Raw genomic sequence first — 21,381 nt, 5'->3', positions numbered from 1 at the left:
ACATGGAAATAAAAATGAAAAAATCTTTTATTGCACTATCTTTACTAGCTGCATCAAGTTCAGTATTCGCAGCAAGTGTTACCACTTCAGCTTCTGAATTCAAAGCAACTGCTACAGTTGATCAAACTTGCGTTATCTCTGATGTACCAACATCAGCTACGGTTTTCTTTGAGGGCGAAACAGCAACTGATTCAATAATCAACATCACTTCTAACTCGGTTGCAGTTCCAATGATTTCGATTTCTGAAGTTACTACGCAAAACCTAGTTCGTCTTGACGGGGCGGATTCTGTAGTATCAGTTAATTCAAATATCGCAGATAAAGCGATCCTAGACACAACCCCTACCGCAGTTGCTGGAACTACTTCATCAACTGGCACATATGCAGTAAACCTAAACATGACAGCGAACGGTGCTGAAACTGAGTTCCGTGGCGGTAATGTTCAAGCTACTACAATGGTTACTATCGATTGTGGTTCTGTTCCAACAGTTAACTAATTAACTTGAATTTATTCAATTAAAGACTAATTATAAGACCTCTTAATGAGGTCTTTTTTATTATGAAAAAATTACTAGCTTTACTATTATTACCATTATCTGCATTCGTTTACGCTGAAGAACGTTGCGATATAATAACAAATGATTCTGAAACAGGGTTCGAGTCAACCGACAATAGAATGATAGAGGGTAGCAAGGGTTCTATTAGCGTGGTTGCTCGTGACGCACATTCTATGATTAGCATTACGCTAAGTAACTTAGAAAGCAATGATCTTGTTTACGGCACTGATTACTATTGGACTATTGATGGTCAAGAAGTTGAACGAATGGACGAACCAGTTTTACAAGGTTTTATCAATGGAATCGAAGAACGGACATTCGAGATCTATCCGGTTCTACTGAAAGATAACTTGAAAGCAGGAACCATAGAATCTAACGTTAATGTGAAAATTGAATGCAAAAACGTTATGCGCAATCGTGAAAATTAAAGCTTGCGTCAATTGTGGCGCGTGTTGTGTTGTGGCTCCATATGGGTTTGGTGAGAAAGCAGAAGATAGCAACTCATGCAAATACGGCGTTTTTCAAGGTTGTTGTCATCATTCGCTTGGCTTTGTTGCTTAATTCGGTTGGAAGACATGGCAGCCCAAGGTTGTTCAGTTATTAAGCAACATACTGCGTTTCAGGCATACCAAGTCCTGTAAGCTTGTTCAGTGCTTTGATCATAGCGTAAGTCTCGCCAACCTGAGCATTGTAATTTCTTAGACTTAATTTCCCACCTAGCAGCTGTTTTACTCGGTACATTGCTGTCTCTGATAGTGAGCGCTTGTGATAGCCATACCGCTTTTTCCACTTCTTGTTGGAGCCGTAGAGCTTTTGGCAACCTACTGCTAAATTGCGAGGGTGTCCTTGTTCCCAGAATGCAGCCCCTTCTCGTGGTGGGATAAGCGCAACCGCTCGCTTAATCCGTATCGCATCATGACAATTCCTTGTGTCATAAGCACCATCACCTGATATTTCAATTATTTTACGACGCGTCTGCTTGAGTAAGTTGGGGAGCACTTACGCATCGGTTACGTTAGATAAACTCAACTCTGCTGCGACTATTTCGAGAGTGCTTGTATCTACGGCAATATGCAGTTTACGCCAGACTCTGCGCTTCCCATCAGTACCATGCTTCTTGACCTTCCATTCACCCTCGCCATAAACCTTAAGGCCAGTGGCATCAATTGCCAGGTGTTGTATTGCTCCTCTGGTTTTGGTTTTAAATGAAACTTCTACTCCCTTAGCTCGGCGGCTTATACAGGTGTAGTGCGGGCAAACAAGCGGGATGTTAGCCAGCTTAAATACAGAGTCTAGAAAACCTTGTAGCGCTCTCAATGGCATAGAGAAAATACGTTTCACCATCAGTGCGGTAGTAATGGCTAAGTCGCTGAATCGGCGAGGTCTACCACGCTTGCCTTGTTTGTTTTGTTTCCACTCAGCTACCGTTTCCTCATCAATCCAAAAGGTCAGAGAACCACGGTTGATTAAAGCTTTGTTGTACTGCTTCCAGTTAGTTGTTTTGTAACGAGGTTTAGGCATGAGGCTACGACGATTAATGGGTATAGTTGATCAGATCGTCGCTTATTGATTTAGTTCCATCGATTTAAGCAACAAAGCCTAGCAGGATTTAAGGCAAGTGACTTTCTAGCGCTAACATCGAAGATGGTTAGTGCAACCAACCTATTAGGGCGGAGGTTGGTCGGAGTTTTATTTGGGACAAATAACCACGCAGACACAGCTTGCATCAGATTAATTATAAAAAAGAGGGTTAAATTAATTAATCTTTCTATATTTATTATCTATCATTTTGCGCGATTTAAGTGTTAATTTTTTACCATTACAATTAAATAAATTAAAAGTCAACTTCTCGCTTGCTTTAAGGTTTTTGATATTTAAGGTTTTTTTACAGGGAGGCAGTGCGGATATTCTTGGACTTTGCTCTCATGTAGTGCGAGTAATTACCACAATTACTATACAGTAGAGTAGAAAAAGGAGGACTCTACTCTATCTTAGAGTAAAAAGATAATTATTTTAATAAATACTTAATCTTTGATTTAATAATCATAACTAGCAAATCACTTAACGTCATTACCAGTTTAATTACAAAAAACAAATTGATTTAATATAAAAACTACCGCTGTAATTATTCAAATTAACAGCGGTAGTTTTTCATTTTATTTTTAATATTTTAGCTGAGCTTTCTTAGCTATCTCGGCCCATTTTTTTGGATCTCGCCTAACTGCAACACGTACCGCATGCATATATTTCAAACGATCTCTAGTATCAGATAAATCACTAGGCTGCTTAACATCTGTAATCTCCTTTAAGAGTGGCAGATACACCGTCGAACTTTTATCCATATTAATGGTTCGCACAGTATCAGCATTAGTGATAGGACGGTTAGCCGTGAATACTTCGCTTATGGCTTTGTCGTTTCGATCATCAGAATCATAGTTAAATGGCAACTCACCTATCGCATCAGCTTTAAACACTACACGAATCGACCCACCTTGTTTCTTATCAGTACAGATTATGTATTTAACAAACTGTTTAACAAAGTGATTATAACGCTCCCTATCTTTATTCTCGGCGAGTTCTAGGTTATCGATGACCGAAATATCGTAATTACTATGTAAAGTAGACAACTCATCGAATTTAGCTTTATTGGAATCGATATCACTATATAGCTGACTAAGCTTATCCGTCAGCGTCTCGAAGATACGTGGATCCGTGTTTTTCATAAGCTGCGTGGAAACAACATTAACATTTTCCTTTAGCTCTGCCATAGTGGCTTCTAACAGGCTAAGCTCTGCACTTACATCAACAAAACTACTATCATTGAGCTTTGCGTAATCTAAGCCTGCTAGAGCACGGATTAGACGTTCCTCTATTTCCTCATAGTTTAACGCCCTCTGATCGCAACCTTGTTTATCTAGCTGCTTTCTGCATCGAACTTTAAGAGTTCCTCTGTTTGGTTTGTAATAGCTCATTGAAGAGCCACACTTCGGGCAACAAAGAAGACCACTAAACAAGTTACTAAAAGCTCCCGTTTGTCGTCCACCCGATTTCTTAAACGAGTTCTTTAATCTTAAGAACGTTTGTTCATCGATTAACGCAGGGTAGTAGTCTTTCTCTATATCACCCCTAGGCTGTTTCTGAGTACCGTTTTCTGTTCTTATATGACGAACTCGCTGAAAAGCACCGTAGAGTTGTATCATCTTGCAATACTTAAGCACGATACGCGTTGACCACGTTTTACCATTGAAATAGGGCTCCCCCTCTTCATTAAGGATACTAGCAATGCGTTGGCAACCTATACCGTTCAATTTCATGTCAATAATACGGCGCATTACACGAGCACGATCTGGTATTAATTCAAAACTCTTTTTATCTTCAGATATTTTCATCCAAAGCGGGCAAATTGTTGTACGCTTAGGTCCACCTAACTTTTCTTGCCTGCGCTTTTCTTCGAAGCGATCATTGATCCTATTAGACTTCTGCTGGCTTTCCATATGTGCGAGGTGGATAGCAGCGGTGATCAATAAATCATTCTCAAGAGTTGTACTTTCACTATGTTTTATGATTACACCAAACTTCACGATGGCAACATCAATACCGTACTCTTTAAACAAGCTGAATGTCTTGCGTGACTCATCCGCTGGCATTCGACTAATACGATCAACGGCTTCTACCACTAACAGAGAGCCTCGCTTTACCTCGCCTCTTTTAGCCGCTTCCAAAAAAGCCCCTAACCCGCCATTAGCCGCGGTGTTATAGCCTTTGTATGCTGATAACCCCCTGTCCGTAATTAATTCGTCTGCCACAGCGTAAGTTGGCAAGCCTTTCTCTATCAATTCTCTGTTTTTTGAATCAATAAATCGAAAAGCGTTATCGATCTGGCGACGAAGGCCGTCTCCATTAACTTGTGCTTCTTTGCTTACACGAGAGTAAATGTAGGCAGTGTAAGTATTTAAGAGAGTTGTAGCTTTATTCATTTTATATCCTTAGAAACATTAAATGTACTATTGCACTCTCATGTGGTGTTGGAGTGATTATTGCAATTTTTAAAAAATGATCAATAACCAAAGTTGATCTTTAGCAATCAAGATCACAAATCCATGAATTAACGATAAAAAAAGGGCTAACACAAGTGTTAGCCCTTTACTGTATCCCATTGGATACTACTGGTTTGAAAGTAGCGCCACTGACTGCTGTACTATTACAAACTCTTCATTAGTTGGAATAACCATCGCCACTGCACCCAAAAGTTCAGATTTAGCGATGATACCCGCGTTACCGAAGCGAGCGTCTTCATTGCCCTTTTCATCTTCTACAAAACCTAATAGTTTTAGGTTTTTCAGAATTTCGCGACGAATTGGTAGTGAGTTTTCACCAATACCACCCGTAAAGATAACTGCGTCTAGGTGACTAAGTGGAATCATGTACGAACCGATGTATTTCGCTACACGGTAGGTAAACACTTCAAACGCTAGTTTCGCGCCTTCGTGGCCATTTTCCATCGCGTCAAGGATCCCACGAGCGTCTGAAGTCAGGCCAGACACACCCAAGAAACCTGATTTTTTATTTAGTGCATCAAACACTTTCTCTTGGCTCCAACCTTTCTTAAGAAGGAACTCAATGATACCTGGGTCAAGGTCACCACAACGTGTACCCATCATAAGGCCTGAAAGTGGCGTGAAGCCCATTGAAGTATCAAGTGATTGACCGTTTTCAATCGCACACACAGAAGCGCCATTGCCTAGGTGAACCGAGATGAAGCTCGATTCTTCGATAGACTTGTTCAGCATTTTTGCCGCTTCGTTGCTTACAAAGTAGTGGCTCGTACCGTGGAAACCGTAACGACGGATACCGTAGTCTGTGTAAAGATCGCTAGAGATTGCACCCGTGTATGCACGTTTTGGCATTGTTTGGTGGAATGCAGTATCGAATACAGCAAACTGTGGCAAGCTAGGGAAAGCCGTCATTGCCGCTTTAATGCCTTTAGCGCCTGCTGGGTTATGCAGAGGAGCAAGGTCAGCAATGCTTTCGATTTCAGCCAATACGTTGTCGTCGATACGTACAGTCGACGTAAATTTCTCACCGCCGTGAACGATACGGTGACCAATCGCAACGATTTCTGAAGTGAAACCTAGCGTATCGATTAGTTTAACAATGCGGTTAATCGCATGTTGATGATGCTCATCAGGTGCTGAGATAGCTTCTTCGGTTTTTTCACCGTTGTATTTCCAGCCAATCACAGCTTCTGGCATACCAAAGCATTCACCTAAACCGCTGACAATCGCTTCGCCTGTTTTCGAATCGATTACTGCGAATTTTAGTGAAGAGCTACCAGAGTTGATCACCAACACAAACGAGTTAGACATGAGGTACGTATCCTGTTTAAGACTGAATGTCGAAGCCAACGGCTCCGTTGTGTATTGAGTTTAATTATTCAAATTTTTTTGGATTTTATCAACTTTCTTTTAAAGAAATCGTTCAAAGAAACGTTTTTTTGTTGATCTAAAGCAATAATGAATTTTATTCACGCTGAGAATTTAATCAAAATGAGGCATTTAACCGATAAAAAATGTGCGCAATGCAAACCATTGCGTAACGTTCGCATCACCACTCTAACCCTCGCCACGCCTACTATCTATCCTACTTTGGGGTGAATTTTACTTGCGCAACAAACACAAGTGTCTAAACAAACATTCAACTTTTTTTAAAACGGCGTAAATAAACGGGCTTTTTAAATAATGTTGAGTCATGCTTTCGGTCATCATGCCAACAGAATGGCCCTGATTACGCCTAAGAGCCTTCAAATTTAAGCATGTCGTAACACCCCTTCCTTCTAGTTAATTATCGATCTAAGCGTTACACTACTCGGAATAATGGATAGTTTGTTGATAGATAGGTTGTACTCATGAATATTGGTGAAATAGCGCAACGCACCGGATTGTCGAGCAAATCGATACGACTTTATGAAGAGAAAGGCATTATCTCAACACCTCATCGTAGTGCCGCTGGGTACCGTCAGTATTCAGTCCAGCACCTTCAAGAGTTGAATTTGGTATCGCGAGCGAAAAATGCGGGGTTTTCTCTCGATGAATGTAAAGAATTTGTCCAATTGGCACATAACCCTGAGCGCAAAAGCAGTGAAGTAAAAGCTCGAGCTCAAGAAAAGCTCAATGAAGTGCAGTTAAAGATTCGACAACTTCAAGATATTGAACGACAACTGAAACAGTGGGTCTCATCATGCCCTGGGAACGCTCAGAGCCAATGCCCAATAATCGATGATTTAACGAAGCAATAAGATAAACGGGTTATCCCGCTAATAAATCGACCATTTTTAAACAACAAAGCCTTTCTAAATGAAAGGCTTTGTTGTTTCTGTGCTTAACGATGCGGCTAGTAATAAGTACACATACGCTTGCCATCCATTTCAATAATGTTGAATGGCGTTTCGTAGATACTCTCTAACACGTCCGCTTGAATAACCTCTTCAACCGAACCTTGCGCAACCACTTCGCCTTTTTTCAGCGCGATGATCTTATCGGAATAGCAAGACGCGAAGTTGATGTCGTGGATCACAACCACCACCGCTTTGTTCATCTCTTTCGCTAAACGTCCGATATTTCGCATGATCTGTAACGAGTGTTTGATATCGAGGTTGTTAAGTGGCTCATCAAGAAACACGTAATCGGTGTCTTGGGCAATGACCATCGCGATAAACGCTAATTGGCGCTGACCACCACTGAGCTCATCCAGATATTTGTGTTGGATCTTGGTTAAGTCTAGGTAGTCAATTGCCTGATCGATGATCGTATGATCGTCTGCCGTCAATTTGCCTTGGCTATAAGGAAAGCGGCCAAACGCGATCATTTCACGCACGGTGAAACGCATCGTGATTGAGTTCGCCTGACGCAAAACGGCAAGACGCTTAGCCAGTTCTTTGGTATCCCAATCCGCAATTTCTTTGCAATCGATATACACTTCACCTTCATCTTTGCTCACCAAACGGCTCGCCATTGAAAGTAAGGTACTTTTCCCCGCTCCGTTTGGTCCTATGATTGAGGTTACTTTTCCTTTTTCAAACTCAGCGCTGGCTTGTTTTACCACCGGCGTTTGTCCAAATAGTTTGGTAAGACTTTGTAATTTAATCATGGTGACCTTAAACGATTTTGTTTCGAAGCAGCATCGATAAGAAATAGATACCGCCAATAAAGTTAATCACAACACTCAACGTTGTTGAGAAGCCAAATAGGTTTTCGACAATCCATTGCCCTGCCAGCAAAGAGGCGACAGAGAGCAGCGACACGCCAAGTAATAACACTCGATGCTGATAAGAGCGCAGCATTTCTCTCGCTAAGTTAGTCACCAGCAGTCCAAAGAACATAATTGGGCCAATCAACGCCGTCGAAATAGCGATTAAGCACGCAGACAGCATCAATACTTGCATCGTGACGCGTTTAACATCAATGCCTAAGCTTGTCGCATTATCTTTATCGAGCCAAAACACATCCAGCACGCGATTTAAACGGAACAATAAAGCACTGACCACCATTAATAACGGCGTACACAGGTAAACCAGTTCCACTTTGATGTTGTTAAAGCTCGCAAACATGCTGTCTTGCAATGTGGCGAAGTCGTTAGGATCAAGCAACATAGTGAGAAACGACGAAATACTGCCAAATAGTTGACCTAAAATCACACCAAGCAGCAACAGCATCATTAAGTTTTGCTTATTACCTCTGAAGTAAAAGCCAAACAATACCATCGAGAAACCTAACATGACGGTCACTGACAGCGTAAAGTTAAGGTAATCGTTCAATACATAAGCGCTTAAGCCACCAAACATCACCACGACGATGGTTTGAGTAAACATGTAGAGCGCATCGAAGCCCATAATGCTTGGCGTTAAAATACGGTTATTCGTAATGGTTTGGAATGCCAACGCGGATTGGCCAATCGCAACACCGGCCAAAATCATCGCGAGCACTTTAGGGACACGGCGCGAAAGAAAATATTCATAGTTATCCGCATTTAAGCCAATACCAATAAACAGACATGCAAACACTATCGCAATGATCGCTAGACCCAGTAGCTTCGTTCTATCCTGCATTTCTTTGACCTCGCAGAATAAAGAACACAAAAACACCACCGCCTAGAATGCTGATAATCATCGAAATCGGAATCTCATAAGGGAAGATAATAACTCGCCCAGCTAAATCACAACACAGCACAATGAGCGCGCCTAAAATAGCCGTAATGGGGATGTTTCGACGTAAGTTATCACCAAAGAACTGGCTCACTAGATTGGGCACAATGAGCCCCAAGAATGGTAACTGACCGACGATCATCACCACACTGGCCGACATCACAGAGACCAATATCACGCCAATCACCAAAACTTGTTGGTAATTCAGACCTAAGTTGGTCGCAAAGTCTTTACCCATACCAACGGCTGAAATGCGCGTTGCGTAAAGATAGCTAAATATCGCAATAGGAAGTGCAATATAGAGAAGTTCGTAGTCACCTTGAAGAAGGTTGGCGAAGTTCGCCACTGTCCAACCAGACAAGTTTTGCAATGCATCGTATTTATAGGCGATAAACGTGGCTAACGAGTCCACGACATTGCCAAAAATGATACCAATCAAAGGAACAAAGATGGCATTTTTAAATTGTACGCGGTTGATAAACTGCACGAACAATAAGGTGCCCAAAATAGACACTAAGAAAATCAACCAAATTTGCTGAGTGCCAAAGAACACAAGGCTCAAGATATAGCCCAGCATGGCACATTCAATAGTGCCTGAAGTAGACGGCGCGGCGAATCGGTTTTGACTGATTTGTTGCATGATCAAACCCGCAACACTCAACCCAGCTCCCGCAAGTAAAATGGCGACTAATCGTGGAATGCGACTCGTAAACATCAAATGCCAACTATCGCTATCACCCGCAAGCAAAGATGCCGGAGTTAAACTGCTCACACCAACAAAGAGTGAACCGATACTGAGTAAAATCAGTATTGGAAGTAACTTCTTCAAAACACGCCTCTAACGTCAAAAAGCCCAAGTAACCAATGCTACTTGGGCAAACTTATTTCTAATTCTTATTTGCCGATCGATGTTTTCACATCGTCGATCATTTTTTCAGTCGCTTGAATGCCTGAAATCGCTAAGTACCAAGCACTAATATCTAAATACGCCATACGATTGTTTTTGTATGCGTCAGTCGATTTAATCAGGTCATTCTCGAATTCGCGCTCAACATTGCTGCTACCTTTGTTGGTCAACTTATCTTTGTCGATAATCAACAAGGTCTCAGGATTTGCTTCACGGATAAACTCATAAGAGACTAAATCACCATGGCGAGAAGAGGCATTGATATTCTCAATCGTTTGAGTGAAACCGAAATCGCGATAGATCGACGAAAAACGAGATTCCACACCAAAAGCGGTAATATTGCCACCTGAGCTCATTACGGTAAGTGCATTTACACTATTTTGCTGGTTGTAATCACGAATCGCTTTGAATTCTTGATCGATCTCAGCAATCTTTTTCTCGATAAAATCTTCTTTCTCGAAAACTTTACCCAGGTTACGCCACTGCTCTTGTGTGCTCGTCCAGTAGCCTTTGTTATCTTCTGCTGCGAAGACAATCGTTGGAGCGATCTTTGCCAATTCATCGTATTGCTTAGCCGCACGTGAACCCACAATGATCAAATCTGGTTTTTGAGTATAAATAGTTTCAAAGTTTGGCTCTGATAAGCTGCCAGCTGAAACAAACTCGTAATTACGGTATTGAGACAAATAATCCGGGAATAGACTGACCGTTGAAATCGCGACCGGTTCAACACCTAGTGTCACCGCAGCATCAAGCGCACCGACACCAATGACAACAACACGCTCAGGGTTACTTTCTAATTTCGTTGTCCCTTTTGCATGCTTAATTTCAACCATTTCTGCGTTAACGCCAAAGGCGATTAAACCTGATAACAAAGCGACTGCTGAAACTTTCATAACCAACTCCATAATTACTAATGCAATGCATTATCATTTAGATTTGTATCGATGTCATCTCGCCTTTACGTTTTTTACATTCGTAAAGAAACCGGTTTTTACATTAACAAAACTGATCATGCTACCCCATAAAAAACCCGTAAAAAGCGGTCATCAAATCAAAGTGAAACCACTGACAATAAAGGTGGTCAAAAAGTTAGATTAAGCTGGTGCATGACTCAAAAAAGCCCTGACAAGTTTGCACTTATCAGGGCTTCAAATTGGAATCTTAAGGGGAATGATTTATCGATTAAAAGAAATCGATTTGACCACGGCCATTCGCACTTCTTGTCTTTGCTGGCGCAGACTCACTCTGTGACGATACCGACTTATCTTCGGCTTTCTTGTCAGCTTTTGCTTTCGATTGTGATTTCGCTTTCTTACTTGGGTCCGCAGACTGGCTTAATCCCGCCGTATTTAACGGTGCGCTCGTTTTTGATGCATGACTCTTTGATGAAGACTTCTCAGTAGAGGCTGCTTTTTTTGATTTCTTACGAGCAGGCTTTTCTTTCGCTTTGGTCTCTTTAACGGCGGCTTTGTCTTCCGGTTCTGTCACTGGCGCGTCGCACACAACCACATAATACTCTTGGTTGAATTCGAAAAAGTCACCGTCATACATCTTGCGGCGTTTGCGGGTTTCTAAGTCACCATTTACCGCAACATAGCCTTCAGCGATAAGATGCTTCGCTTCACCACCACCGCCAACAAGATTCGCGATTTTAAACACTTTATAAAGCTCAATCGGATGAGAAGATACCTCAATACCAATCGCTTCTATTTCAATTTCATCGCCCTGTTCTTGCCAATCGGCATCTTGGTTCAGTTCTGACATCGTGTACCCCAAATATGAAAACGTCGAGTCTGCCCTTTCTTTACCGCGCACTCAAGTGTTTTGTTCTTAATCTCACTCGTTACCGCGTCACGCAATCAGCTAAAAATAAAATTATCAAAAACAAGTTCCACACCACAAAATTAGAATTAATACTCTAATTTACGTCTATTATGCTTCTTGCAGGCATGGCACAACGCACCACATTGCTGTAAAACCCTATCTAAAATCATAGCCCAATAACATAGGATTATATTGGGTTATTTACATCGAAATCAGACAGATATGATCAATATATAATGGAAATGCATTTACGTAATTTACTCGCAACTCCAAGCGACATTCAGTCCGATGTTAATGTTTATTCATTGATTTCGAAACAATATCTGGAAGCTTCAATCCCATTATCAGGGAGTGAGCTTGATGTCATTATGAATGATCACTTTAAGTACATCTTCGATGTGTTTAACGGTGGCCTCTTTTATATGACGGGCCCCGAGCAGACTTTCTTATATAACCCAGCCTTCTATCAGCAATTTGGCCTTGAAACGGGTTTACTGCCGATCTCTCGATGGATAGATTGCATTCACCCTCTCGATCGGCAAAATTTCAAAAACCAAATTCAGCGTCACTTCAATGGCGATGACTGTAAAAAATCTATTCAGTACCGCGTCCGAAAAACCGATGGTCAATACATTTGGGTTGAAGGTGAAGGGATCGCAAAAAACATTAACGGTCAACGTTTCGCCATTGGTTGCCACACGGATATTTCTGATACCAAATTAATGGAAATATACCTGCAACAAGCCGCTTTTCGCGACCGAGATTCAGGCCTTTCAAATGCACACAAACTTTCCGTTGATCTCGACTCACTCAATCTCAATGGCGATAAGCACTACTCGTTAGTTTGTATTCATCTTGAAGATAGTCATGCTTACCTATCGAGCCATGGTCCGGAGTTACTTGGCGATTTAATGGGGCATCTCCTCGCCTCCCTTGATGGCCTGTCAGATACCTTTGTCGACTATTATCGTATTCGTACTGACGACTTTGCGATCCTCGTTGAAGGGCATTACGATAATCATGGCATCGAACAGTTAGGAGAGCGGATACTTAAAACCTATTCATCTTCTATTGAGGCGAGTGGTTATTTATGGGGAAATGACATCAGTATTGGCATATTGCCCAATTTTGATGTCCACCTTCCTAGCGAAGAAATCATCAAAATTGCGTCTCAAACCAGCGAGTTTTCGCGAGCCAAACGCCAAGGAAACGTAGCGATTTATCATCACGCGACCAAGGTAAACGTCGATCGTCATTTTTATATTGAACGACAACTCTCTTATGCGATTACAAACAACACACTCAGCGTCTGCTTTCAGCCTATCATCAACGCGAAGCAAGGTGTCATTGCGAGTTTTGAAGCATTGGTGCGATGGAACGACAGTGAAATTGGCGTTATTTATCCCGATGAATTCATTTCAGTCGCCGAAAAGAAAGGACTTATAGTTCAACTCGGCTACCTAGTCTTTAAAAAAGCCTGCCAATTTATTAAGCGTTACCAAGCAACTCACCAAAGCATGGTTAAAGTGAACATCAACGTGTCCGTCCTGCAGCTTCTTAATAACCAGTTCCCTGATCAGGTCAAGCAAATTGCGGATAGCTACGGGATCCAAACTCAACAAATCGTTTTAGAGCTCACTGAGACGTTCATCCTAGACGGCGAAAAGAATGCCGCCTCTCAATTGCACCGACTCAACGAATTGGGATTCAAACTCTCATTGGATGATTTTGGTGCCGGATACAGTTCTCTCAATAGCTTTTTTGACCTCCCGCTCAAGCAAATTAAAATCGATAAATCGATGGCTTGGCGAGCGCTCGACAACACCTCGATATTTGAATACCTTCGCTTTATCACTCAACTTTGCCACACCAATGGCGTCGACGTGGTTATTGAAGGGATTGAAAATGCGAATATGCAGCGGACGTTCACTGACATGGGAGCAGACTACTTGCAAGGCTTCTGGTTTGCCAAACCACTCTGCTTAGCCAGCGCAAGCGAACTCACGATGATCTAACGTCTTTCAAAATGCGTTCGCTAGAGACGTATACAAAACTAAAATCCCCATTAAACCTATATGCATTTAATGGGGATTTTGATTGTCGACGCTTTAGGCTTTGGTGTGCAAGCGCTAGGATAAGTCCACCAGCTCCCGCGTGTATTCATGGGTGGGTTGACCAAACAACCGCTGAGTTTCCCCTTGCTCAACAATCTCACCATTTCGCATCACAATTGTATAGTGGCACAACGAACGGACGACATTCAGATCATGGCTAATGAATAGGTAAGTGAGTTTGTATTTCTCTTGTAATGATTTAAGCAACGTTAGAATCTGAGCTTGTACCGTGCGATCTAATGACGACGTCGGTTCATCCAATAAAATAAACTCCGGCTTGAGCACCAAAACACGCGCAATCGCAATACGCTGGCGCTGGCCACCTGAAAATTCATTAGGGTAACGATGACGCGTCTCTGGATCTAAGTCGACCTCTTGCATCGCTTTGACAATTTCCGCATCGATTTGCGCTTCGCTCATCTCAGTATGCACTCGTAACCCTTCACCAATCACTTGCGCGACCGACATTCTGGGATTGAGCGCTGAAAATGGGTCTTGAAAGACAACCTGCATTTTACTGCGATAAGGCAACATCGCCTTGCGGTCTAAGCCTTGTAATTCTTGATCTTGATAGCTGATTGACCCTTCTGAATTGACTAAACGCAGAATCGCCATGCCTGTGGTTGATTTGCCTGAGCCACTCTCGCCGACTAAACCGATAGAATGCCCCTGTTTTAGCTCAAACCCCATATTGGTCACGGCTTTCACATGAGACACGACGCGTTTAAATACCCCGCCGGTGATAGGAAACCACACCCGGAGTCGATCCACGGTCAGTATGTTCTGTGCATTTTCGTCTGCGTTAACCGGTAACCCTTTAGGATCAGAATTAATCAATAACTTGGTGTAATCATGAACAGGCTGATGAAAAACTTGCTGGCATTCACCAACTTCAACCAGTTTACCGCTTTGCATTACCGCTACTCGGTCCGCAATGCGACGAACAATGCTGAGATCGTGGGTAATAAACAGCATCGCCATGCCGAGCTCTTGCTGGAGCTGTTTCAATAGATCAAGGATTTGCGCTTGAACCGACACATCCAACGCGGTGGTCGGCTCATCGGCAATCAGCAATTCCGGTTCATTAATCAGAGCCATGGCAATCATCACGCGCTGGCGCTCGCCACCCGATAATTCATGAGGATAGGCATTAATCTTTGTTTCAGGTGCGCGAATACCGACTTTTTTAAGCCACTCAATCGCCAGTGCTTCGGCCTTACTTTGTCTAAGACCTCGATGTATCGCCACGGTTTCGACCAACTGGCGACCCACTTTGTGCAAAGGATTGAGCGACACCATTGGCTCTTGAAAGATCATACCAATACGCGCGCCACGAATACCGCGCAACTGTCGCTCCGAACACGATAAAATGTCCACGTTGTCAAATTGGATTCGACCACTGAGATAATGGGACGAGCCTTTTGGCAACAGCTTAAGTATCGCGTTGGCCGTCACCGATTTACCCGACCCACTCTCGCCCACTAACGCTAACGTTTCGCCTTTTTTAATCGTCAATGAGACATTATGCGTCACCGGCTCTATCGATTTTTTTCGACCAAAGCCAATCGACAGCGAATCAATAGTAAGAACCGTTTTTGATTCGTTTATCTGCTCCGATTGAGGAGTCAATTGAGATTCAGGCATCGTTACAGTCCTTGTTGGTGAGGGTCAAACGCATCACGTACCGCTTCACCGATAAACACTAATAGCGTCAGCATAACCGACAAGACAGCAAAGGCGGACAGCCCCAACCAAGGTGCTTGCAAATTGGCTTTACCTTGCGCTAACAATTCCCCTAGAGAAGGCGAACCGGCCGGTAGGCCAAAGCCCAGAAAGTCGAGAGAGGTTAACGTCGTCACCGAACCAGACAGAATAAACGGCATCATGGTTAACGAAGCAACCATAGCATTAGGCAACATATGACGAAGCATGATGCGGCTATCATTTACGCCCATCGCTTGCGCTGCTCGCACGTAATCGAAATTACGACAACGTAGAAACTCAGCGCGAACAATACCCACCAAACTCATCCAACTGAACAACACCATGATGCCGAGCAGCCACCAGAAATTAGGTTCGACGAAACTTGAAAGAATAATCAATAAAAACAAGGTAGGCATACCAGACCACACTTCAATAAAGCGTTGTCCAAATAAGTCAAACCAACCACCGTAATACCCTTGGCTTGCGCCCACCACGACACCAATCACACTCGAAACAATGGTTAAGACAAAACCAAACAGAACCGAAATGCGAAAGCCATAAATGATCCGAGCCAATACATCGCGCCCTTTATCATCAGTGCCCAACCAATTCACTGAGTCAGGCGCCGAAGGCACCGCCCCTGTAATGTTATAGTTAATCGTATCGTAGCTGAAACGAATAACAGGCCAGATTATCGAGCCTTTTTCTTCTATCAACTCAATGACATAGGGATCGGTGTAATCCGCTTCGGTTTCAAACTCACCGCCAAACTGCGTTTCAGTATATTGGTGGAAAATCGGCGTATACCACTGCTGTTCATAGTGAATCAATAGCGGCTTATCATTGGCAATAAATTCGGCGAACAGACTCAGAACGAATAAAATCGAGAAAAGCCACAAGGAAAAGAAACCGCGTTTGTGTGATTTAAACCTTGCCCAGCGCGCCTGGTTGAGCGGGTTCACCGCTTTGTTTTTTCTCAACATTAGCGCGCCTCAAAATCGATACGAGGATCGACCCATGTGTAAGTCAAATCCGAGATAATACTCAGTATCAAACCAAGCAACGTCATAATGTAGAGAGAACTAAAAACCACGGGATAATCACGCTGGATAGTCGATTCAAAACCAAGTAAACCAATCCCCTCAAGTGAGAACATCACTTCAATCAGCATTGAACCGGTAAAGAAAATACTAATGAAGGCACTTGGGAAGCCCGCAATAATAATCAGCATCGCATTACGAAAAACGTGGCGATAAAGAATATTGCGTTCATCAAGCCCTTTTGCCCTCGCGGTTACGACATATTGCTTATTGATTTCATCTAAAAACGAGTTCTTCGTCAGCATACTCAACGTCGCAAAACCACCAATCACCATGGCCAATATTGGTAACGTTAAATGCCAGAAGTAATCGCCAATTTGCTGATACCAGGTTAACTGGTCAAAATTACTCGACACCAAGCCTCTCAGCGGGAACCAACTGAAATAGTTACCGCTCGCGAAAAGAATGATCAGAATAATCGCGAATAAGAAACCAGGAATGGCATAACCCACAATCACGAGCGCACTCGACCAAATATCAAATCGAGAGCCATGATGAATGGCTTTCATGATGCCGAGCGGAATCGAGATCAAGTAAATGATGAGCGTACTCCACAGCCCCAAAGATATCGATACTGGCAAGCGTTCGATGATCAAATCAATCACGTTTCCGCCTTTAAATAAGCTCTCACCAAAGTTAAAGGTGGCGTAATCTTTTAACATGTCGAAATAACGGACATGCAGCGGTTTATCAAAACCAAATTGCTTTTTTATCTCTTCAACGACTTCCGGATCAAGCCCGCGCGAACCTTTGTATCCTGTGGGGCCGACCTCTTTGGAAATATCAAGGTCAACCTCGCTTCCTCCCCCTGCAAATCGCTCCATGATGCCCGAGCTTTGCCCTTCGATTTGAGCGATCGCTTGTTCAACGGGGCCACCCGGCGCAATTTGAATGATAAAGAAGTTGATGGTGATGATCGCCCACAAGGTGGGGATCACCAGCAATAAACGTCGAAATATATAAGCAGCCATTTATCCCTCTTTAACGGCGTTTTTCTGGTAACTGCTGACTTTTTTCTTGGTCAATCCACCAAGTATCAATGCCTAACTCGTATTTGGGCATCACTTCAGGACGGTCAAACTTGTCCCACATTGCCACGCGATATTTGCCAATATGCCATTGTGGGATGATGTAGTAATTCCACTGTAAGACACGGTCTAAGGCTCGCCCAAGCGACAGCAATTTATCTGGATTTTGCTGATTTTTGGCGATCTCTTGAGTCAGTTGGTCCACAACCGGATCAGAGACACCGGCGGTATTGTAAGTAGAATCAATATAGTTAGAGTTCCACATGATCAATAAGTTTGGACTCGGGTAAGAATTCGCGCTGTAAGAGGAAGACAACATATCAAAATCGCGGTCACGTAAACGTTTTATATACTGAGTACTGTCGACCGAACGGATCTTCATATCGATTCCCATGCGTTTCAGGTTCTTTTGCACGGGGATCGCAATACGCTCTGTGGTTGGGCTACGCACCAAAAACTCAAACGCCAGTGGCTGACCTGTTTTCTTGTTGGTCATCACTTTATTCTCTAACTCCCACCCTGCTTCTTTGAGTAACGCAAATGCGGTGCGCATTTGGCTACGAATACGGCCGGATCCATCGGTAACCGGAGGTTGAAATTCAGCAGTAAAGACACGTTCAGGGATCTGCTCTTTTAGTGGGGTAAGAATCGCCAGTTCATCATCGTTAGGTAAACCCGTCGCTTCATAATCCGTATTTTGGAAGTAACTTCTTGTGCGTGTATATTGACTGTAGAACATGTTTTTGTTCATCCACTCAAAGTCCATCGCATAGTTCAACGCTTCTCTGACTTTCGGATCACTAAATACTTCTCGTTGTGTATTAAATACAAATGCTTGGGTAGATTCCGGCTTATGATGTGGTATTTCTTGTTTAACGATAAAGCCTTTATCAAAGTTTTGACCGGTATAAGAACTCGCCCAAAATTTCGCTGAATTTTCTAAGCGAAAATCAAATTCACCCGCTTTAAACGCTTCAAGCATGACCGTGTCATCACGGTAATAGTCGTATTGGATTTGTTGGAAGTTATCTCTGCCAACATTGACCGGTAAATTTTTCGCCCAGTAATCCTCAACCAGTGTATAGGTTACAGTTTGGCCGGCTTTATAGTCGCTAATCTTATAAGCGGAACTGCCGATAGGAGGCTCTGAAAGGGGCTCTGAAAAGTTTTTATCTTGCCAGAAATGTTTGGGCAGCACGCGGGTGGATTGAGCAAAGCTGAACATTTTCTCACGATTCGGATTGGCCATATCAATGCGCACAACAAGATCACTTTTTGCGGTCACCGATTTGATGTCTTGATAATAAACGCGGTACTGCGGCACACCTTCTGTCATAAACTTATCAAAGGTGAACGCCACATCATGGGCAGTAATCGGCTTGCCATCATGAAAACGGGCATTAGGATTGATTTCAATTTCAAGCCACGTGTAATCGTCAGAATAACGAACTTTTTGGGTGATCAGTGGGTAGTAAGCGTCTATTTCGTCACTTGGGCTGTGCATCAAGGTGTCGTAGAGCTCACCGGTTGCCTGTGCCGCCACTCCACGAGATGCAAAACGATTGAAGTTATCGTAAGTACCTACAACGCCATAGGTGATCTTGCCAAATTTTGGCGCATCAGGATTAACGTAATCAAAATGAGTAAAATTGTCGGGGTATTTGGCTTCACCAAATCCGACTAATGTGGTGCTCTCAATAACGGCTGAAAAAGCCGTGCCGCTAATAACAGATAAAAAACTGCCAACGACCAAACGTTGTATCTTCCCCATGACTACTCCCTTAGCATGCAATTCTATTTTTATAATTCAATTACTTGAGTAAGTATATACTGAATCAGTTCAATCGGGCAGAAATCCCCTCTAGGTTAGTGACATGGGCTTGATTACGCCCCACGGAAGAACGTAAAGATAACGATAAATCAAACACTTGCCCTTCTCTATTCCGTGAATAAGAAACAATAAAACCCGCAAGATTACGGGTTTAACGAGTCTTTGATTGCAAGGCTTTTTATTACAGCATTTCTTTCGCGATCAAGTGCAATAAAAAGGTTTCACGCTCAATGCTCATGCCCTTTTTTGAACTCTCAGCCATCGTTTTTTCATTGTGTGCGATCGCCGCATGAATATTCATCCAGACCGGTTTCATGCCGTTTTTAATTTCATAATCTTCATAAGCCGTCTCACCGAGCTGACGATCGATTTTGCACGTATAGCAGTAAGAGGTCATATGCATGACGTCGGCATTGTCTTTGTACCAAGGACGAAATTCTTCATAGATACCGTAAGGCTTGATATTGTGAATATTGGTGGCCCCCGTTTCCTCTTCGAGTTCACGTACCATTCCGGCGATCACATCTTCACCGTCATCAAGGCCACCACCTGGAATGGTGTAATCATGATAACGCTCGGTATACAGTAATAAGATATCTTCGCCGTCAACGACAATTGCGCGGGCAGCATTACGCTGAAAAATGACTTTGTCGTCAAGATGTTCAATCTCGGGATGAAGGGTGGTTTTTAAGTGTCTCATTGCTACAACTGATTAGCCAAACAGAGTGAGTATGCTACCACACCTCATCAGGTGGCCAAACCGCTTAACCAATAAAACAGGCACATCTATCGCGGGCAAAAGATGGGTGTATTTCACACAAGAATTACGTTATTAATAGAAGATAATTGCGCTATCCATTTGATGCCTTTAGATAATCATCGCGTAATAAGTCTAAGCAAGTACAACATCTGGGCTATCCTAAATGAAATTTGAATTGAACTAAATCAAGGTGTTCTATGATAAATGTTGCGATATTCAGTAGTAAATCTTATGACGAAGCCGCCTTCTCCAGTGTCAATCAGGCATACGGTTTCAGACTCCATCACCACGATTTTGCGCTCGTTGAAAAGACCGCAAGAATGGCGCAAGGCTGCAGTGTGGTGTGTGCATTCGTGAATGACGATCTCTCCGCGCCGGTATTACAAGAACTGGCGAAACATGGCGTGAAATTGATTGCCATGCGCTGTGCTGGCTTTGACCGTGTGGATCTCGTCGCGGCGAAATCGCTTGGCTTACAAGTGGTTCGCGTACCCGCTTATTCGCCTGAAGCCGTCGCTGAGCACGCGGTAGGGATGATGATGTGCTTAAATCGACGATTCCATAAAGCCTATCAACGCACAAGAGACGCCAACTTCTCGCTGGAAGGATTAGTGGGCTTCAACTTTCATGGCAAAACAGTGGGAGTGATCGGTAGCGGAAAAATTGGTTTAGCGACCATGCGCATTCTTAAAGGGCTAGGAATGAACATCCTTTGCTATGACCCTTATGAAAATCCACTGGCCATCGAACTGGGCGTAACCTACTGCGATAAAGATACGCTGTTTAAAAATAGTGACGTTGTCACCCTGCACTGCCCTATGTCTGAAGACAACTTTCACCTGCTCGATGAGAAGGCGTTCAATCAGATGAAAGATGGTGTGATGATCATCAATACCAGTCGAGGTGAATTGCTTGATTCCGCCGCGGCAATCGAAGCTCTAAAACGTGGCCGAATTGGTGCATTGGGATTGGATGTATACGACAACGAAAAAGATCTCTTTTTCCAAGATAAATCAAACGACATTGTCGTCGATGATGTCTTCCGCCGATTGTCGGCTTGCCACAATGTGCTCTTTACTGGCCATCAGGCATTCTTAACCACAGAAGCATTAAACAACATTGCCCAAACGACGTTAGAGAACATTAAAGCGTTTGATAACGACCAACTCAGCGGTAATGAACTGATCGACGTAGACGACCATCGCTAGTTTTAGCAATCCACCAGCGTCAACGAGTCTCTAACACTCGCATTAGAAGCCAGTATTAGACATCAGTATCAGGAACCGGCACCAGAAACGAATAAAAAAAGGTCGGCTCAGAGATTCTAAGAGCCGACCTAACTTAAACTAACTT

At 43.0% G+C, this 21,381-nt stretch carries 17 protein-coding genes and 1 pseudogene; 5 read left to right on the top strand and 13 right to left on the bottom strand.

Annotation, left to right across the window (positions count from 1 at the left end; translation table 11 throughout):
• Positions 1-14: 14 nt before the first annotated feature.
• Both OJ16_RS19145 and OJ16_RS19140 read left to right on the top strand, forming a co-directional pair.
• On the top strand, positions 15-497 hold the full coding sequence (locus tag OJ16_RS19145) for a hypothetical protein (protein WP_040993047.1): 483 nt from the start codon (positions 15-17) through the stop codon (positions 495-497).
• 62 nt (positions 498-559) lie between these two features.
• Positions 560-985, top strand: a complete 426-nt coding sequence (locus tag OJ16_RS19140; protein WP_040993045.1) for a hypothetical protein — start codon at positions 560-562, stop codon at positions 983-985.
• A 172-nt stretch (positions 986-1,157) separates the two neighbouring features.
• Here OJ16_RS19140 and OJ16_RS19135 read toward each other — a convergent pair.
• From OJ16_RS19135 to OJ16_RS19125, 3 genes and pseudogenes are all read right to left on the bottom strand, one after another.
• Positions 1,158-2,078, bottom strand: a pseudogene (locus OJ16_RS19135) (IS5 family transposase).
• A gap of 641 nt (positions 2,079-2,719) precedes the next feature.
• Positions 2,720-4,534, bottom strand: a complete 1,815-nt coding sequence (locus tag OJ16_RS19130) for a recombinase family protein (RefSeq protein ID WP_040993043.1) — start codon at positions 4,532-4,534, stop codon at positions 2,720-2,722.
• Positions 4,535-4,720: 186 nt separating this feature from the next.
• Complete coding sequence (locus OJ16_RS19125; protein ID WP_040993041.1) at positions 4,721-5,923, bottom strand: acetate/propionate family kinase; 1,203 nt, start codon at positions 5,921-5,923, stop codon at positions 4,721-4,723.
• Between the two features lie 539 nt (positions 5,924-6,462).
• Here OJ16_RS19125 and cueR point away from each other — a divergent pair.
• On the top strand, positions 6,463-6,852 hold the full coding sequence (gene cueR, locus OJ16_RS19120; RefSeq protein WP_040993039.1) for a Cu(I)-responsive transcriptional regulator: 390 nt from the start codon (positions 6,463-6,465) through the stop codon (positions 6,850-6,852).
• A 95-nt stretch (positions 6,853-6,947) separates the two neighbouring features.
• On the opposite strand, the gene vctC is transcribed toward cueR, so the two are convergent.
• The 5 genes from vctC to OJ16_RS19095 form a co-directional block, all read right to left on the bottom strand.
• Positions 6,948-7,703 (bottom strand): iron chelate ABC transporter ATP-binding protein VctC, encoded by a 756-nt coding sequence (gene vctC, locus OJ16_RS19115; protein WP_040993037.1) that lies wholly within the window; start codon positions 7,701-7,703, stop codon positions 6,948-6,950.
• 7 nt (positions 7,704-7,710) lie between these two features.
• Complete coding sequence (gene vctG / locus OJ16_RS19110; protein WP_040993034.1) at positions 7,711-8,661, bottom strand: iron chelate uptake ABC transporter permease subunit VctG; 951 nt, start codon at positions 8,659-8,661, stop codon at positions 7,711-7,713.
• Positions 8,651-9,586: an iron chelate uptake ABC transporter permease subunit VctD gene (gene vctD, locus OJ16_RS19105; RefSeq protein WP_040993032.1), complete on the bottom strand. Its 936-nt coding sequence runs from the start codon at positions 9,584-9,586 to the stop codon at positions 8,651-8,653. The genes vctG and vctD overlap by 11 nt, the downstream gene beginning before the upstream one ends.
• Positions 9,587-9,651: 65 nt before the next feature.
• Positions 9,652-10,560: a siderophore ABC transporter substrate-binding protein gene (locus tag OJ16_RS19100; protein WP_040993030.1), complete on the bottom strand. Its 909-nt coding sequence runs from the start codon at positions 10,558-10,560 to the stop codon at positions 9,652-9,654.
• 289 nt (positions 10,561-10,849) lie between these two features.
• The gene (locus OJ16_RS19095) at positions 10,850-11,431 is read right to left on the bottom strand and encodes an RNA-binding S4 domain-containing protein (RefSeq protein ID WP_040993028.1); all 582 of its coding nucleotides are present in this window, start codon (positions 11,429-11,431) and stop codon (positions 10,850-10,852) included.
• A 296-nt stretch (positions 11,432-11,727) separates the two neighbouring features.
• Between OJ16_RS19095 and OJ16_RS19090 the strand changes: the two genes are divergently transcribed.
• The gene (locus OJ16_RS19090; protein WP_040993026.1) at positions 11,728-13,506 is read left to right on the top strand and encodes an EAL domain-containing protein; all 1,779 of its coding nucleotides are present in this window, start codon (positions 11,728-11,730) and stop codon (positions 13,504-13,506) included.
• 114 nt (positions 13,507-13,620) lie between these two features.
• On the opposite strand, the gene OJ16_RS19085 is transcribed toward OJ16_RS19090, so the two are convergent.
• The 5 genes from OJ16_RS19085 to OJ16_RS19065 all read right to left on the bottom strand — a co-directional run bounded on the left by OJ16_RS19085 (position 13,621) and on the right by OJ16_RS19065 (position 19,968).
• Complete coding sequence (locus OJ16_RS19085) at positions 13,621-15,249, bottom strand: ABC transporter ATP-binding protein (protein ID WP_052810359.1); 1,629 nt, start codon at positions 15,247-15,249, stop codon at positions 13,621-13,623.
• Between the two features lie 2 nt (positions 15,250-15,251).
• On the bottom strand, positions 15,252-16,292 hold the full coding sequence (locus OJ16_RS19080) for an ABC transporter permease (RefSeq protein WP_040993024.1): 1,041 nt from the start codon (positions 16,290-16,292) through the stop codon (positions 15,252-15,254).
• Positions 16,292-17,380, bottom strand: coding sequence for a microcin C ABC transporter permease YejB (locus OJ16_RS19075; RefSeq protein WP_040993023.1), 1,089 nt, complete (start codon positions 17,378-17,380; stop codon positions 16,292-16,294). The genes OJ16_RS19080 and OJ16_RS19075 overlap by 1 nt, the downstream gene beginning before the upstream one ends.
• A gap of 10 nt (positions 17,381-17,390) precedes the next feature.
• The gene (locus tag OJ16_RS19070) at positions 17,391-19,208 is read right to left on the bottom strand and encodes an extracellular solute-binding protein (RefSeq protein ID WP_040993021.1); all 1,818 of its coding nucleotides are present in this window, start codon (positions 19,206-19,208) and stop codon (positions 17,391-17,393) included.
• Between the two features lie 241 nt (positions 19,209-19,449).
• On the bottom strand, positions 19,450-19,968 hold the full coding sequence (locus tag OJ16_RS19065) for an NUDIX hydrolase (RefSeq protein WP_040993019.1): 519 nt from the start codon (positions 19,966-19,968) through the stop codon (positions 19,450-19,452).
• Positions 19,969-20,225: 257 nt separating this feature from the next.
• Between OJ16_RS19065 and OJ16_RS19060 the strand changes: the two genes are divergently transcribed.
• Entirely contained in the window at positions 20,226-21,236 is a 1,011-nt protein-coding gene (locus tag OJ16_RS19060) for a 2-hydroxyacid dehydrogenase (RefSeq protein ID WP_040993017.1), read from the top strand.
• Positions 21,237-21,381 lie beyond the last annotated feature (145 nt).

Origin of the sequence: Vibrio renipiscarius (assembly GCF_000827885.1) — a bacterium.
Classification (GTDB): Bacteria; Pseudomonadota; Gammaproteobacteria; order Enterobacterales; family Vibrionaceae; genus Vibrio; species Vibrio renipiscarius.
The sequence above is the reverse complement of the archived record's forward strand: the minus strand, read 5'-3'. Positions and strand labels throughout refer to the sequence as shown.

Bases quoted from the DNA above. Each gene is read 5' to 3' on its own strand.
- OJ16_RS19145 (WP_040993047.1), top strand. From the start codon at position 15: ATGAAAAAATCTTTTATTGCACTATCTTTACTAGCTGCATCAAGTTCA.
- OJ16_RS19140 (WP_040993045.1), top strand. From the start codon at position 560: ATGAAAAAATTACTAGCTTTACTATTATTACCATTATCTGCATTCGTT.
- OJ16_RS19130 (WP_040993043.1), bottom strand. From the start codon at position 4,534: ATGAATAAAGCTACAACTCTCTTAAATACTTACACTGCCTACATTTAC.
- OJ16_RS19125 (WP_040993041.1), bottom strand. From the start codon at position 5,923: ATGTCTAACTCGTTTGTGTTGGTGATCAACTCTGGTAGCTCTTCACTA.
- cueR (WP_040993039.1), top strand. From the start codon at position 6,463: ATGAATATTGGTGAAATAGCGCAACGCACCGGATTGTCGAGCAAATCG.
- vctC (WP_040993037.1), bottom strand. From the start codon at position 7,703: ATGATTAAATTACAAAGTCTTACCAAACTATTTGGACAAACGCCGGTG.
- vctG (WP_040993034.1), bottom strand. From the start codon at position 8,661: ATGCAGGATAGAACGAAGCTACTGGGTCTAGCGATCATTGCGATAGTG.
- OJ16_RS19100 (WP_040993030.1), bottom strand. From the start codon at position 10,560: ATGAAAGTTTCAGCAGTCGCTTTGTTATCAGGTTTAATCGCCTTTGGC.
- OJ16_RS19095 (WP_040993028.1), bottom strand. From the start codon at position 11,431: ATGTCAGAACTGAACCAAGATGCCGATTGGCAAGAACAGGGCGATGAA.
- OJ16_RS19090 (WP_040993026.1), top strand. From the start codon at position 11,728: ATGGAAATGCATTTACGTAATTTACTCGCAACTCCAAGCGACATTCAG.
- OJ16_RS19085 (WP_052810359.1), bottom strand. From the start codon at position 15,249: ATGCCTGAATCTCAATTGACTCCTCAATCGGAGCAGATAAACGAATCA.
- OJ16_RS19080 (WP_040993024.1), bottom strand. From the start codon at position 16,292: ATGTTGAGAAAAAACAAAGCGGTGAACCCGCTCAACCAGGCGCGCTGG.
- OJ16_RS19075 (WP_040993023.1), bottom strand. From the start codon at position 17,380: ATGGCTGCTTATATATTTCGACGTTTATTGCTGGTGATCCCCACCTTG.
- OJ16_RS19070 (WP_040993021.1), bottom strand. From the start codon at position 19,208: ATGGGGAAGATACAACGTTTGGTCGTTGGCAGTTTTTTATCTGTTATT.
- OJ16_RS19065 (WP_040993019.1), bottom strand. From the start codon at position 19,968: ATGAGACACTTAAAAACCACCCTTCATCCCGAGATTGAACATCTTGAC.
- OJ16_RS19060 (WP_040993017.1), top strand. From the start codon at position 20,226: ATGATAAATGTTGCGATATTCAGTAGTAAATCTTATGACGAAGCCGCC.